Here is a 15,306-nt window from a genome sequence, read left to right on the forward strand (position 1 = left end):
GAAAAAGCCCACTCTCCGAAGTCAATGCTGTTCACTTAAGGCAATCGGCAAACCCGTGGCGAGGGAGCTTGCTCCCGCTGGGCCGCGAAGCGGCCCCAAAACCTGCCAAGTGCGGCGTATCAGACACCGCACCCGCCGGTTTACGACTGCTTCGCAGCCGAGCGGGAGCAAGCTCCCTCGCCACAGGGTCATCATTGTTCTTAAGTGAACGGCATTGCACCCACCGAAGTGGGGCTCAGAGCAGGCCCTCCTCGGCGCATACTTGCATGATCTGCTCGCGAAGCCAGATGTTGGCGCTGTCCTGGCTCGCTTTCTCGCTCCATACCATCTCCAGGGTAAAGTTCGGTAAGCCCGCGGGTGGCGGGTGTTCGCCGAATCGTGCTTGATCGCAAATCAATGCCTGGATACGCCGAGGCAATGTCAGGACGAAGTCGGTTCCAGCGATCAGGTTCAACGCTGCTACGTAGCTGTTGGCTCTTGCGACTATCTTGCGGCTATAACCCTGTCGGGCGAGCCAGCCATCGATCATGTTGGTGTCAGACGTCCACGGTGTTGGAAATACGTGCTGGCGGGCGGCAAACGCTTCCAGGCTGAAGTTTTCTTGCGGCCCTGGGAAACTTTTATCGAGCACGCACACCAACTCGTCTTCGAGCAGCACCTGCGAGCGCAGGCCCTTGACGTCGCCATGGAAGTGCGGCCCGAAACAGACGACAAGATCGAAGCGATCGTCCCGCAGTGCATCAACCGGAATATCCCGATGAAATTTCGTCGTGTTGATGACCACCGCAAAGCGCTTGCCGATGAAGCGTTTGACCAATTTGGGCAGGATCAGCAGTTCGAAGTATTCCGGCGCACAGAGGTTGAAGGTGATTTCTTCCTGATTCGGATCGAATGTCCGGAAACCGGAATGGCATTGATTGATTGCCTCTAGAACCCCCAGTATCTGGCCGTACATGGCGGTGGCTTTATGAGTGGGGCGCATGCCGGAGCGGGTATTGATGAACAGCTCCTCTTGGAAACTGGTGCGCAGTTTCCTCAGGCAGTAGCTCACGGTTGACTGGCTGACGCATAGGGCCTCGGCGACCTGGGTGACGCTGCCTTGTTCGTACACCGCTACAAAAACCATCAGGTCTTGCATGTCCAGCTTTCTGAGCAGGTTACTGACCAGCATCAGCTATTCTCGGCGTCATCCCTGCGTCTCTCTTTGTCCTGGCGAAAGTCCCCATTTATACAGGAGCCTGGGGCTTTTATCTTTCAGTCAGGTGCAGGGCCTAGTCTATATGCCGCGCGTATTGCTTGGGATCGAAGCGCAGGACCATCAGGAGCATCAACGCCATGACGGCAGTGAGTGACCACCAGGCCCATTCGAAGCTGCCCGACTGATCGCGAATCACCCCGGCAATCAATGGCGAGAGCCCGGCGGTCAGGTAGCCAATGCCTTGCACGAACGCGGTCAGGCCACCGGCCCGTCGCGGGTTATCCAAGTGGTCGAGGGAGACGATCAAGCTCATTGGGAACAGGCCGCCGATGCCCAGGCCCAACAGGCAGGGCCACAACAGGCTGAAACGTTCCGGGCTGAGGATCAGGCCGCAGAAGCCGCCGATGATCAGGGCCAGCAGGCCGGTGAGGACCCAGCGTTTATCCCGGCTGCGGTTGGCAATCGCCGGAGTGACGAGGCCGGACAGCACTTCCATGGCCGTGAGGAACCCCAACAGCAGGCCCGCATGTTGTTCGCTCCAGCCCTTCTCCACATAGTACGGGGCCAGCCAGGCCAGTACACAGGTGTAGGAGGCGGTGCCCAGGCCGAAGAAAATCGCCAGCAGCCAAGCTCGGGAATTGCTGAAGAATGACGCTTGCTGCCGGACAGGCGCTCCGGGCAACGGGGTCACGGCTGCACGCTGGGCGTACCAGCAACCCAGTGCGATCAATGCCAACAGTGCCCAGATCGCCAGGCCGATGCGCCAGCTGCCAGTTTGCGACAGGACAAACGGCGAAAACGATGCGGCAAGCGCCGCCCCGCCCATGATCGACGTGACATACAAACCCATGAACAGCGAGACGTTGTCGGCGTAGCGCGACTTGATCAGGGCCGGCATCACCGCCTGGATCAACGCGATGCCGAGCCCGGCCAACACCGCGCTGACGATCAGTTCGGCGGCGCTGTCCAGGTACAAGCGCGATGCGGTGGCGATACCGATGATCAACAGCGACAGCACGATGGTGCGGTGCTCGCCGATGCGCAGGGCGATGCGCATGCCCAGGAACATCGCCAGGCCCATCGCCATGACCGGCAACATGGTCAACAGCGAAGCGGTGCTGAAGCTCAGCGGGACCTCCCCGCGAATGGCGGATAACAGCGGCCCGACGGCGGCCATCGAAGGCCGCAGGTTCAGCGCCACCCACACGATGCTGACCATTAGCCAGACGGCATGGGTGCTTGAGGTTCGAACGTTTTCCATGACAGGGCCTTGGCTGGATAAAGCTTCATTTAGGCCAGGGCACCTAGCGATGGGCAAACTGAAAACTGGCAGGGCTTATCGAATAATTAAATGCCGCCCACCCGGTTTTTGTGGCGAGGGAGCTTGCTCCCGCTGGGCTGCGATAGCAGACCTAAGGATATCGATCATTCCCACGCTCCTGCGGTGTTCATGAGGCTTGTGTTCACCACAGGCCCAGCGTGGGAGCGACCAAACACCGAGTGCTCAGGTTTTGGGGGCGCTTCGCACCCCAGCGGGAGCAAGCACCCTCGCCACGGATTGAGTGCCGGTCATTCCATCCCCGGGCTCAACGTCCCCAACCAAGCCACCAACCCCAGGATGACCACCGCCACGGAGAACTCCAGGACCATGCTGCGCCGCAGGGCATTCACCGCGACCCGGTGTTCGCCGCTTCGCCGGGCATTTTCCAGGAGTGGGCTCAGGTGAAATCGGTTCAACGCGGCGAACACCAGCATGGCCGTGAACAAAATAAGTTTGAGCGCCAGCAATTGACCGTAATGGCTGTCGAGCACCCCGACGATGCTTGGGCCAACGATGAACAGGTAGTTGACCACCCCCGTCACGCTGATAACCACCACGATCACCGCCCCGGCGGTTTCAAACCCGATCAATGTCCGGGCCAGCACCGCCAGTTGTGGTTCGGCCTGGCGCAGTAGCAGGGCAAACGCAGCCAGGGCACCGACCCAGCCACCCGCCGCCCACAGGTGCATAAAGTCGGTGATGAAATGCCAGTTGCGGCGTGTCCCTTCATCCATCGCGCCGTGGCCTGCCCAGGCCAGCGTCGCCAGTGCCACGGCTCCGCCCAGCGCGACCAGGCCGAGGCTGGTGGTCGGCCAACGCTGATTGAGCGTCACGGCGACACCGGCCAGCAGCAACGCCGCCATGCGTAGGGTCCAGGCCATGCCGAGGTCGGTCTCCACGACCATCATTTCAATGTGCGGCCACAGCTCGGCCCACGCCGTAACACCGCTCATGGCCCAGGCCATGCACGCCATGGCGGCCAGGGAGAGCAACCCACCCAGCACTGCCGTGGCCAGCAGCAGTGGCGCGAAAGGCAACTGCGCACCCGACATCCGCTCCTGGCCTCGCAGGCTATACAGGCCAAACGCGGCCAGGCCGAACAGCAACATCAAATCCAGGTACAGGGCAAAGCGCAGCGCGATGTTGATCGAGTCACTCATCAACTCACTTCACCTTGAATGTGACGTTGCCGGTGATCGGGTGCGTGTCGGACGAAACCGCGCGCCACTGGACCTGATAGGTGCCCGCGGTGAGAGGGGCATTCGGCGTGATGACCATGGTTTTCGGATCATCGCTGCCGGACACCTTGGCCGGCATCGGCATGGGCGAATGCGCTGCCATGCCCGGCATCGCGGTCATCATCAGCTTGGCGCCGGAAAACTTGGTCAGCAGGTTTTCGGAAAAGTGCAGCTCGATCTTTGCCGGTGCCGCCCCTTCGGCACCTTCGGCCGGGGTGGAGGACAGCAGTTTTGGATGAGCCTGGGCCAGGCCACTGAGCAACAGGCCAACGGACAATACAACAGCGGTTTTGATGACTGACATGCAAGGACTCCTACAACTTGGTTTTTAGTTTTTAGTGAAACAAATCAGAACCACAGGCGCAGGCCCAGCACCAGGCGGGCTTCGCTGCGGTCTTCGCCCTCTTCTCGGACGTAGTCGGCGGTGTTGCCGTAGACCCGATTCCAGGTGACGCCAATGTAGGGCGCGAATTCCCGGCGTATTTCGTAGCGCAGCCGCACGCCGAGTTCGGTGTCCGACAAGCCCGAGCCGACGCCACGGGCGGGATCGTTCTTGCCATAGAAGTTGGCTTCTGCGGTGGGCTGCAGGATCAACCGATTGGTCAACAAGATGTCGTAGTCGCCTTCCAGGCGCGCCGCGCTCTGGCCACCTTCGCCGATGAACGCGGTGGCCTCGGCCTCGAAGTTGTACAGGGCCATGCCTTGCACGCCGAAGGCGGCCCAGGTTTGCGAATCGCCCGGCTTGAAGTCCTGGCGCACGCCGGCCACCACGTCCCACCAAGGACTGATGGCGTGGCCCCACAACGCCTGCAATTCGGCTTCTTCGGTCTTGCCATTGAGGCGTTCACCTTCGGAGCGCAGCCACAAACGGTCGATGTCGCCACCGATCCAGCCGGAGGCGTCCCAGCTCAGGGCGCTGCCGTCATCGGCGTCTTGCCACTCCAGTTGGTCGATGAGGAAAAACGAATGGATGGCGCTGTCGTGCACCGCGTGTCCGCCATGATCCTCGTAGACGGCGGCGCGGTCGGTGGCGGTCAGTGCCGGGATCGGCGTGCGGCTGCTGGTCGGCGCCGGTTGCATGGATTCCATGCCCTGCATCGAGTCCATGCCTTGCATCTGGCTGTGGTCCATACCCTGCATCTGGCTGTGGTCCATGCCGGGCATGTCATTGTTCGCCGCCCAGGCCGAGAGGCTGCTGCCAAAAGCAAGAATGGCCAGGGGCAGGGCGGGGTATTTCACGATAGGGGTCATGGTCGCTTCCTCATTCCTGCACCCGAACTTCACGGAACATGCCCATCTCCATGTGATACAGCAGATGGCAGTGATACGCCCAGCGCCCGAGGGCATCGGCGGTGACCCGGTAACTGCGCCGGGCGCCCGGTGGCACGTCGATGGTGTGCTTGCGGACCATGAACTGGCCGTTCTCATCCTCCAGGTCGCTCCACATGCCATGCAGGTGGATAGGGTGGGTCATCATGGTGTCGTTGATCAGCACGATACGCAGTCGCTCGCCGTACTTGAGCAGCAGCGGTGCGGCGTCGGAGAATTTCACGCCGTTGAACGACCAGGCGAATTTCTCCATGTGCCCGGTCAGGTGTAACTCGATCGTTCGGCCCGGCTCGCGGCCGTCGGGGTCGGGAAAGGTGCTGCGCAGGTCGGCGTAGGTCAGCACTTTGCGTCCGTTATCGCGCAGTCCCATGCCTGGGTCATCGAGCTTGGGCTTGGCGTCCATGGCCTGCATGTCCACGAGGGGATTGTCTTTCTCGGTGTCGGGGTGCGCGAGCATGCTGTCCATGCCCTGCATGGCACCGTGATCCATGCCGGCCATGTCACCCATGCCCTGCATCTGGCTGTGATCCATGCCTTGCATCGCGCTGTCGTCCATCCCCGCCATGCCCTGCATCGAGCCATGGTCCATGCCTTTCATTTCGCCCATGCCGCTGTGGTCCATGCCCGCCATGCCCATGTCGTCCATGGTCACCAAGGGGCGTGGGTCCAGGGGCGGCACCGGCGCCGACAACCCGGCCCTGGCCGCGAGGGTGCCGCGGGCATACCCCGTGCGGTCCATGGACTGGGCGAACAGGGTGTAAGCCTCTTGGGTCGGTTCGACGATGACGTCATAGGTTTCCGCCACGGCGATCCGCAACTCATCGACGCTCACCGGCTTGACGTATTGGCCGTCGGACGCCACCACCGTCATCTTCAGGCCGGGAATGCGCACGTCGAAATAGCTCATGGACGAGCCGTTGATAAAGCGCAGGCGCAGACGTTCGCCAGGCTTGAACAGGCCGGTCCAGTTCATGTCCGGCGCCTGGCCGTTCATGAGGTAGGTGTAGGTGGCGCCGCTGACATCGGCCAGGTCAGTGGGGTTCATCTTCATCTCGGCCCACATCTTGCGATCGGCCACGGTGCTGGCCCAGCCGTTCTTGCCCACATCGTCGATGAAGTCGCCAACGGTGCGTTTGTTGTAGTTGTAGTAGTCCGACTGTTTCTTGAGCTTGCGCAGGAGGGCGCCAGGGTCTTCGTCGGTCCAGTCGGTGAGCATCACCACGTAGTCCCGTTCGTACTGGAAGGGTTCGGGTTCCCTGGCATCAATCACCAGCGGGCCGTAGACCCCCGACTGTTCCTGGAAACCGGAATGGCTGTGGTACCAGTAGGTGCCGTTCTGCCGGACCTTGAACTGATACACGTACATGCCGCCGGGCTCGATGCCCTTGAAACTCAGCCCCGGAACGCCGTCCATGTTGGCCGGCAGCAGGATGCCGTGCCAGTGGATGGAGGTGGTGTCCTTCAAGCGATTGCGCACCCGCAGGGTCACGGTGTCGCCTTCACGCCAGCGCAACAGCGGGCCGGGGATGCCGCCGTTGATGGTCTGGGCGGTGCGGGGGCTGCCGGTGAAATTGACCGGGCTTTCGCCGATGAACAGGTCGAACTCGGTGCCTGTCAGTACGCTGGGCAGGCCCGAGCCGGTGACTGCCCAGACCGGCGCACGCCACAAGCCCAGGCCGCCGAGGATGCCGCCGGCAGTCAGGCCCTTTACGAAGGTTCGCCGGGAAGTTTTTGTTTGCATGGGATGAAAGTCCGTCCGTCGATTCGCTGCGAACACCGGTTCCCCAGTGTCGCGTTGAAAAGAAGATGACATAAGCCGGCGGAGCGGGTGATTACATTTCAGTCAGCTTGCCCGAGGCGAGCACCGGGGCGCTTTTGTGGCGAGGGAGCTTGCTCCCGCTGGGCCGCGAAGCGGCCCCGAGATCTGCCATCCTATCTGCCAGTCTGTTGTTCCCGGCCCTTTTTGGGGCCGCTTCGCAGCCCAGCGGGAGCAAGCTCCCTCGCCACGGGGGGCTGCGTCCTGGCTTGTGGTCGGGCACAGGTCAGAATGATCTTTTGCATCGACGGGATATTCTGTAGCCTTGCCGGCTTCACGCTGTCCCGTGCCTGATTGATACCCACTTTCCCGGCGGTACCCGAGTGGTCCGGAGCCGGGTGTATACTCGACTTTCGCGCTAAACGCGCTTGCAGGTCTTGCGAACATGACGCAAATTTCCGAACGCCTTCTGGTCCAGGCCCACCTCGACGCCAAGCAGCCGAAGCCGCTGACCGCCGAGCAAGAGGCCTGGTACCGCGCCGCCATCGCCGCTGAGCTCAAGGCTCAGGACGCGGTGCTGGTCGCGCACTTCTACTGTGACCCGATCATCCAGGCCCTGGCCGAGGAGACCGGGGGCTGTGTCTCCGATTCCCTGGAAATGGCCCGCTTCGGCAATGCCCATCCGGCCAAGACCGTGGTGGTGGCCGGGGTCAAGTTCATGGGCGAGACCGCCAAGATCCTCAACCCCGAAAAGCGCGTTTTGATGCCGACCCTGGAGGCCACCTGCTCCCTGGACCTGGGTTGCCCGGTGGACGAATTCTCGGCGTTCTGCGACCAGCATCCGGAGCGCACCGTGGTGGTTTATGCCAACACCTCGGCGGCGGTCAAGGCCCGTGCCGACTGGGTGGTGACGTCCAGTTGCGCGCTGGAAATCGTCGAAAGCCTGATGGACAACGGCGAGACGATCATCTGGGGCCCGGACAAGCACCTGGGCACCTACATCCAGCGCAAGACCGGCGCCGACATGCTGCTCTGGGACGGCGCCTGTATCGTCCACGAAGAGTTCAAGTCCAAGCAGCTGGAGGACATGAAGGCGTTGTACCCGGACGCCGCGATCCTGGTGCACCCGGAGTCGCCGACCTCGGTGATCGAGCTGGCGGATGCGGTGGGTTCCACCAGCCAGTTGATCGCCGCAGCCCAGACCCTGCCGAACAAAACGCTGATCGTCGCCACCGACCGCGGCATTTTCTACAAGATGCAGCAGTTGTGCCCGGACAAGGTCTTCATCGAGGCCCCTACTGCCGGTAACGGCGCGGCATGCCGCAGTTGCGCACACTGCCCATGGATGGCGATGAATACCCTGGAGCGGACGCTCAAGAGCTTGCAGGAAGGCGCCAACGAGATCTTCGTTGACCCGGCGCTGATCCCCCAGGCGATTCGCCCGCTCAAGCGCATGCTGGACTTCACCCAGGCGGCGCGGATGAAGCTGGCGGGCAATGCCTGAAGCTGAAGAAGATTGCGGGGCTGCGAGATTTTGTGGCGAGGGAGCTTGCTCCCGCTGGGCTGCGTAGCAGCCCCAAACGAGCCACCGCGCGGTTATTCTGTCATACCGCATTGGCTGGATTACGACTGCTGCGCAGCCGAGCGGGAGCAAGCTCCCTCGCCACGGGGATGTAGTGCGTTCCTACTTGGTCTTCTTGGGAATCCGCACCAGCTGCGTATCCGAGTAGATGTCATGCCAGCTGCGCTGGCGCTTGTCGAACAGCGCCCAGATAAAGCCCAGCCCCACCAGCAGCAATGACGCAATCGACACCACGAACCGCAACAGCGCCTGCCACAGGCTGATGGCGGTGCCATCGGCGTTCTGCACACGGATGCACCACACCTGCATGCCCAGGGTCTGGCCGTTGTGGGTCCAGAACTTGGCGAAGAAGCCGAACAGCACGAACAGCAGCACGGTGGACAGCAGCGGATCGCCGTCCAGGGCACCGGCTTCGGTCAGGGCACGCATTTTTTCTTCGCCGATAATCGCCATCTGGATCATCTTGTAGGCACCGCTGGTCACGATCAGCAGCGCCGTGCACAGCAAGAAGTCATAAAACATCGCAGCCAGGCGACGGCCCAGGCCGGCGGGAGGAAAGTCACCTTGAGGGGTGAGCAAGTGTTTCGACATGACGGCCTCGAACAAAAAAGAAGCCATTTTACGGATTTACGCCCATAAAAAAGCCCCTGATATCAATCAGGGGCTTTTTAGTTCGCGAAAGCCTTAGGCTTCGGCTTGAACCTCGTCAGCCTGCATGCCTTTCTGGCCTTGCACGGCAACGAAAGTGACTTTCTGGCCTTCTTTCAGGCTCTTGAAGCCGTTGCCCTGGATGGCACGGAAATGCACGAACAGATCCGGACCGCTTTCAGGTGTGATAAAACCAAAACCCTTCTCGTCATTGAACCACTTGACGGTACCGCTCTGACGTTGAGACATTTTCTTATTTCCTTTGACGCTAAAATTGATGACAGCCTCTTTCACATGAAAGAGTACTGGGGCTGGGTTGCAGGAAAGTAAGAGACGTCGAACGGGATGTAGCGAACTTCATAAGCTACTGCCCAGGTCACGATTCCAAGCGACCCATGCAAACACAGTGACCAAACTCTACGCCAACTTCGAATGAAAAAACAACCCCCCGGAAGGCCCTGTATTTGCTCAGCTTGCCAGCATTTACGCCGCTTGCGGAGCGGGGGTTATTCGATAGGCTAGTTCAATTGTTTGCCCACGTTATAAAGAACGATCACCTCTAAAGATATGCACCTTTTTATGGCGATTGCGTTACACATTAGTGCACGTATAACGCAATCGCGTTACTTATAGAAACAACCAATCAGCCGCGGTAGTAGCGCTGTGGAACGAATGGCATTTTGCTTACAAGCAAAGGCACCTTTTTCCCACGCACGATGGCCCAGACCGGCGTATCCAGCGCTGCATAGGCGCTGTCCAGGTAACCCATCGCCAACGGAGCGCCCAAGGTCGGGCCGAAACCGCCGCTGCACACAGCGCCGATGATCTCGCCGGCTTCGTTGACGATCTCCGCACCTTCACGCACCGGTGTGCGTTCCTGGGGCAGCAGGCCGACGCGTTTGCGGCTTACGCCGCCCTGTTGTTGGGCGAATACGGTCTCGGCGCCGGGGAAACCACCGGCGCGGGCGCCGTCGGCACGGCGCACTTTGGAAATCGCCCACAGCAGGCTGGCTTCGATTGGCGTGGTCTCGGTGTTCATGTCGTGGCCGTAGAGGCACAAGCCAGCTTCCAGGCGCAGGGAATCACGGGCGCCAAGGCCGATGGCCGCGACTTCCGGCTCGGCCAGCAGGGCGCGGGCGAGTTTTTCCGCATCGGCGGCGGGCACGGAGATTTCGAAACCGTCTTCACCGGTGTAGCCCGAACGGCTGACAAAGCAGTCCACGCCCAACAGCGTGACGCGCTGGAACTGCATGAAAGTCATTTTCGCCACGTCCGGTGCCAGGCGGGCGAGCACGTTGACGGCGGCCGGGCCTTGCAGGGCGAGCAGGGCACGGGTTTCGAACAGCGGCTCGATGCTGCACTGGTCGCCGATTTTCCCTTGCAGGTGAGCCAGGTCCTGATCCTTGCAGGCGGCGTTGACCACCAGGAAGAGTTCGTCATTGCCCAGGTTGGCGACCATCAGGTCGTCGAGGATGCCGCCGTTGTCGTTGGTGAACATGGCGTAGCGCTGCATGCCCACCGGCAGGTCGATGATGTCCACCGGCACCAGGGTTTCCAGGGCCTTGGCAGCACCTGCGCCGGTCAGGTGGATCTGGCCCATGTGGGACACGTCGAACAACCCGGCCTGATCGCGGGTGTGCTGGTGTTCCTTCATCACGCCCAATGGGTACTGCACCGGCATGTCGTAGCCGGCGAACGGCACCATGCGGGCGCCGAGTTCGAGGTGCAGGGCGTGCAGCGGGGTTTTCAACAGTTGTTCGGTGGACATATCAACTCCTGGAAAATGAAAATGACGCGCGTCAGCATTCGATGATGTTGACCGCCAGACCGCCGCGGGCGGTCTCCTTGTATTTGCTTTTCATGTCGGCGCCGGTCTGGCGCATGGTGCGGATGACTTTGTCGAGGGAGACGAAGTGATGCCCGTCGCCGCGCATGGCCATGCGCACCGCGTTGATGGCCTTCACCGAACCCATGGCGTTGCGTTCGATGCACGGCACCTGCACCAGGCCGCCGATCGGGTCGCAGGTCAGGCCGAGGTTGTGCTCCATGCCGATCTCGGCGGCGTTTTCCACTTGCTGCACGGTGCCGCCGAGCACTTCGCACAAGGCACCGGCGGCCATGGAACAGGCCACGCCCACTTCACCCTGGCAACCGACTTCGGCGCCGGAGATGGAGGCGTTTTCCTTGTAGAGGATGCCGATGGCGGCGGCGGTCAGCAGGAAGCGCACCACGCCGTCCTCGCTAGCCCCGGGGATGAAGCGCATGTAGTAGTGCAGCACGGCCGGGATGATGCCCGCCGCTCCGTTGGTCGGGGCGGTGACTACGCGCCCGCCGTAGGCGTTCTCTTCGTTGACGGCCAAGGCATACAGGTTGACCCAGTCCAACACCGACAGCGGATCGCGCAGGGCGGCTTCGGGGTTCTTGCATAACTGGCGGTGCAACGCCGCGGCCCGGCGCTTGACCTTCAGCCCGCCCGGCAGAATCCCTTCGTTGCGACAGCCCGCCGCCACGCAGTCCTGCATCACCTGCCAGATCTTCAGCAGGCCGGCGCGGGTCTCGGCTTCGGGGCGCCAGGCGCTTTCGTTGGTCAGCATCACCTGGCTGATGGACAGGCCATAGGTGCTGCAATGGCCCAGCAGGTCCTTGGCACTTTTGAACGGGAAGGTCAGGGGCGTGGCGTCTTCGACAATGCGGTCGGCACCGGCGGCGTCTTCATCGACGACAAAGCCGCCACCGACCGAGTAGTACTCGCGGCTGCGCACTTGCAGCCCGGCGGCATCGAAGGCGCGGAAGATCATGCCGTTGGGGTGAAAGGCCAGCGGCTTGCGGATCATCGCCAAGTGCAGCTTTTCATTGAATTCGATGGAGCGTTCGCCGAGCAGGTTCAGGCGACCGTTGCTGCGGATCTCCTGGAGCCGGGCGTTCACCGTCTCGGTGTCCACGGTGTCGGGGTGCTCGCCCTCCAGGCCCAGCAACACGGCCTTGTCACTGCCGTGGCCCTTGCCGGTGGCTCCGAGCGAGCCATAGAGCTCGACCTTGACGCTGGTAGTGCTTTCAAGCAGATCGTCACGGCGCAGCCCCTCGACAAAACGGGCAGCGGCACGCATCGGGCCGACGGTATGGGAGCTGGAAGGACCGATACCGATCTTGAACAGGTCGAACACGCTTAACGACATGGTGTTTCTCCGGTTTCTTTTTATGAGATCGACGGTTTTTATGAGATTCGCGTAGATCCAATGTGGGAGCGGGCTTGCTCGCGAAGACGGGGTGTCAGCCAAGTAAGTGTCGACTGATACGCCGCCTTCGCGAGCAAGCCCGCTCCCACAAGGGGATAGGCGGTGTTTGTTGAGAGGGCGAGCGGACCCCCCCTCACAGATCAAGCGTAGCTTTCGATCGACGGGCAGGCGCAGACCAGGTTGCGGTCGCCGAACACGTTGTCGACCCGGCCCACGGGCGGCCAGTACTTGCCTTCGACCAACGACGCCACCGGGTACACCGCCTGTTCGCGGCTGTACGGGTGAGTCCAGTCGCCGACCAGTTCCGCCGCGGTGTGCGGGGCGTTCTTGAGCGGGTTGTCGTCTTTGTCCAGGCTGCCATTTTCCACCGCGCGGATTTCTTCGCGGATGCAGATCATGGCGTCGCAGAAACGGTCCAGCTCTTCCTTGGATTCGCTTTCGGTCGGCTCGATCATCAACGTGCCGGCCACCGGGAACGACATGGTCGGGGCGTGGAAACCGAAGTCGATCAGGCGCTTGGCCACGTCATCGACGCTGATGCCGCTGCTGTCCTTGAGCGGACGCAGGTCGAGGATGCATTCGTGGGCCACCAGGCCGTTGCTGCCGGAGTAGAGCACCGGGTAGTGCTCTTCCAGGCGACGGGCGATGTAGTTGGCATTGAGGATCGCCAGTTGCGAGGCGCGCTTGAGGCCGGCGCCGCCCATCATGCGGATGTACATCCAGGTGATTGGCAGGATGCTCGCGCTGCCGAACGGCGCCGCGCACACCGCGCCTTCCTTGCGTTCCATGTTGGCGTGGCCCGGCAGGAACGGCGCCAGGTGGGACTTGACGCCAATCGGGCCGACGCCCGGGCCGCCACCGCCGTGAGGGATGCAGAAGGTCTTGTGCAGGTTCAGGTGCGACACGTCGCCGCCGAACTTGCCCGGGGCGCAGAGGCCGACCATGGCGTTCATGTTGGCGCCGTCGATGTACACCTGGCCGCCGTTGTCATGAATGATGCCGCAGATTTCGCGGATACCTTCTTCAAACACACCGTGGGTGGACGGATAGGTGATCATCAGCGCGGCGAGGTGTTCGCGGTGCTCGACGGCCTTGGCGCGCAGGTCTTCGATGTCGACGTTGCCACGGGCATCGCAGGCGGTCACGACCACGCGCATGCCGGCCATGTTGGCGGTGGCCGGGTTGGTGCCGTGGGCCGAGGAGGGGATCAGGCAGATGTCGCGGCGGTCTTCGCCACGGCTCTGGTGATAGGCGCGGATCGCCAGCAGGCCGGCGTATTCACCCTGGGAACCGGCGTTGGGTTGCAGCGACACCGCGTCATAGCCGGTGGCGGCGCAGAGCATGGCTTCCAGCTCGTCGGTCAGTTGCTGGTAACCAGCGCTTTGCTCGGCCGGGGCGAACGGGTGCAGGGCGCCAAACTCGGCCCAGGTCACCGGGATCATTTCGCTGGCGGCGTTGAGTTTCATGGTGCAGGAACCCAGCGGGATCATGGTGCGATCCAGGGCCAGGTCCTTGTCGGCGAGCTTGCGCAGGTAACGCATCAGCTCGGTTTCGGAGTGGTAGCGGTTGAACACCGGGTGGCTGAGGATTGCCGTTTGGCGCACCAGCTCGGCCGGGATGCGGCTTTGCACGTTGGCGGCCAGTGCGGCGAAGTCTGGCAGTGCCTTGCCGTCGGCCAATAGGTTCCACAGTGCTTCAATGTCAGCCTGGTTGGTGGTCTCGTCCAGGGACAGTCCCAGGCGTTCAGTGTCCACCACGCGCAGGTTGATGCGTTGGGCGCGGGCCTTGTCGTGTAGGACGGTGGTTTGCGCGCCGGTGTGCAGGGTCAGGGTGTCGAAAAAGCTCTCTTGCTCGACGGTCAGGCCCAACGCGCCCAGGCCCTTGGCAAGGATTGCAGTCAGGTGATGGATGCGGTTGGCAATTTGCACCAGGCCCTTGGGGCCGTGATACACGGCGTACATGCTGGCGATGTTGGCCAGCAGCACTTGGGCGGTGCAGATGTTGCTGGTGGCTTTCTCGCGGCGGATGTGTTGTTCGCGGGTCTGCATCGCCAGGCGCAGGGCCGGCTTGCCGAAACGGTCCACGGAAACGCCGACCAGACGGCCCGGCATGTCGCGCTTGAACGCATCCTTGGTGGAGAAATAGGCCGCGTGCGGGCCGCCGAAGCCCAGCGGCACGCCGAAGCGCTGGGCGCTGCCGATGGCGACGTCGGCGCCGAATTCGCCCGGAGGCGTCAGCAGGGTCAGGGCCAGCAGGTCAGCGGCGACGGCCACCAGGGCGTTGGCGGCGTGGAAGCGTTCAGTCAGTTCGCGGTAGTCGAACAGGTCGCCATTGCTGGCCGGGTATTGCAGCAGGGCGCCGAAGAAACCGCTGACGTCGCTCAGTTCGCGCTCATCGCCCACCACCACGTCGATGCCCAGGGGCTCGGCACGGGTGCGCAGCACGTCGAGGGTTTGCGGGTGGCTGTGGACGGAGGCGAAAAAGGCGTTGCTGCCCTTGTTCTTGCTCAGCCGCTTGCAGAAGGTCATGGCTTCGGCGGCGGCGGTGGCTTCGTCCAATAAGGAGGCGTTGGCGATCGGCAGGCCGGTGAGGTCGCTGATCAGGGTCTGGAAGTTCAGCAGTGCTTCGAGACGGCCTTGGGAAATTTCTGGCTGGTACGGAGTGTAGGCGGTGTACCAGGCCGGGTTTTCCAGCAGGTTGCGCAGGATCGGTGCTGGCGTATGGCAGTTGTAGTAGCCCTGGCCGATGTAAGTCTTGAACAGTTGGTTCTTGCCGGCGATGGCCTTGATCGAGGCCAGTGCATCGGCTTCGCTCTGGCCGTCGCCCATGTCCAGCACGCTGGTGCCCTTGATGCTTTCCGGGATGACGCTGGCGCTCAGGGCTTCCAGGGAGTCGTAGCCCAGGCGTTCGAGCATGGCTTGCTCGTCGCCTGCACGCGGGCCGATGTGGCGGGCGATGAATTCGTTGGCGGTGCCGAGATTAACGGTCATGGGGCGCT

Annotated in this window: 12 protein-coding genes; 1 reads left to right on the forward strand and 11 read right to left on the reverse strand. The window is 62.3% G+C overall.

The features are described 5' to 3' along the window. Positions 1-235 precede the first annotated feature (235 nt). The 6 genes from HU715_RS18955 to HU715_RS18980 all read right to left on the reverse strand — a co-directional run bounded on the left by HU715_RS18955 (position 236) and on the right by HU715_RS18980 (position 6,827). Positions 236-1,171, reverse strand: coding sequence for a LysR family transcriptional regulator (locus tag HU715_RS18955; protein ID WP_186706350.1), 936 nt, complete (start codon positions 1,169-1,171; stop codon positions 236-238). 100 nt (positions 1,172-1,271) lie between these two features. Continuing rightward, the gene (locus HU715_RS18960; RefSeq protein WP_186706349.1) at positions 1,272-2,459 is read right to left on the reverse strand and encodes a cyanate transporter; all 1,188 of its coding nucleotides are present in this window, start codon (positions 2,457-2,459) and stop codon (positions 1,272-1,274) included. Positions 2,460-2,767: 308 nt separating this feature from the next. Next, complete coding sequence (gene copD / locus HU715_RS18965; RefSeq protein WP_186706348.1) at positions 2,768-3,679, reverse strand: copper homeostasis membrane protein CopD; 912 nt, start codon at positions 3,677-3,679, stop codon at positions 2,768-2,770. 4 nt (positions 3,680-3,683) lie between these two features. Beyond that, positions 3,684-4,061: a copper homeostasis periplasmic binding protein CopC gene (gene copC, locus HU715_RS18970; protein ID WP_186706347.1), complete on the reverse strand. Its 378-nt coding sequence runs from the start codon at positions 4,059-4,061 to the stop codon at positions 3,684-3,686. Between the two features lie 44 nt (positions 4,062-4,105). After that, complete coding sequence (locus tag HU715_RS18975) at positions 4,106-5,008, reverse strand: copper resistance protein B (RefSeq protein ID WP_186706346.1); 903 nt, start codon at positions 5,006-5,008, stop codon at positions 4,106-4,108. 10 nt (positions 5,009-5,018) lie between these two features. Further along, positions 5,019-6,827, reverse strand: a complete 1,809-nt coding sequence (locus HU715_RS18980) for a copper resistance system multicopper oxidase (protein WP_186706345.1) — start codon at positions 6,825-6,827, stop codon at positions 5,019-5,021. A 460-nt stretch (positions 6,828-7,287) separates the two neighbouring features. Here HU715_RS18980 and nadA point away from each other — a divergent pair, with 460 nt between their 5' ends. Beyond that, entirely contained in the window at positions 7,288-8,346 is a 1,059-nt protein-coding gene (gene nadA, locus HU715_RS18985) for a quinolinate synthase NadA (RefSeq protein ID WP_003205010.1), read from the forward strand. Between the two features lie 180 nt (positions 8,347-8,526). Here the strand turns inward: nadA and HU715_RS18990 are convergent, their stop codons facing one another. The 5 genes from HU715_RS18990 to gcvP form a co-directional block, all read right to left on the reverse strand. Further along, the gene (locus tag HU715_RS18990; RefSeq protein ID WP_186706344.1) at positions 8,527-9,015 is read right to left on the reverse strand and encodes an RDD family protein; all 489 of its coding nucleotides are present in this window, start codon (positions 9,013-9,015) and stop codon (positions 8,527-8,529) included. A 93-nt stretch (positions 9,016-9,108) separates the two neighbouring features. Continuing rightward, positions 9,109-9,321 carry a cold-shock protein gene (locus tag HU715_RS18995; RefSeq protein WP_003175786.1) on the reverse strand — a complete coding sequence of 71 codons (213 nt, stop codon included), beginning with the start codon at positions 9,319-9,321 and terminating at the stop codon, positions 9,109-9,111. 394 nt (positions 9,322-9,715) lie between these two features. After that, positions 9,716-10,840 carry a glycine cleavage system aminomethyltransferase GcvT gene (gene gcvT, locus HU715_RS19000; protein ID WP_186706343.1) on the reverse strand — a complete coding sequence of 375 codons (1,125 nt, stop codon included), beginning with the start codon at positions 10,838-10,840 and terminating at the stop codon, positions 9,716-9,718. Between the two features lie 31 nt (positions 10,841-10,871). Continuing rightward, positions 10,872-12,248, reverse strand: a complete 1,377-nt coding sequence (locus HU715_RS19005) for an L-serine ammonia-lyase (RefSeq protein WP_186706342.1) — start codon at positions 12,246-12,248, stop codon at positions 10,872-10,874. Between the two features lie 200 nt (positions 12,249-12,448). Then, a complete protein-coding gene (gene gcvP, locus HU715_RS19010; protein WP_186706341.1) occupies positions 12,449-15,298 on the reverse strand; it encodes an aminomethyl-transferring glycine dehydrogenase in 2,850 nt (949 codons plus the stop codon). Between the last annotated feature and the right edge of the window lie 8 nt (positions 15,299-15,306).

Source organism: Pseudomonas zanjanensis (assembly GCF_014268745.2).
GTDB classification, from domain to species: Bacteria; Pseudomonadota; Gammaproteobacteria; order Pseudomonadales; family Pseudomonadaceae; genus Aquipseudomonas; species Aquipseudomonas zanjanensis.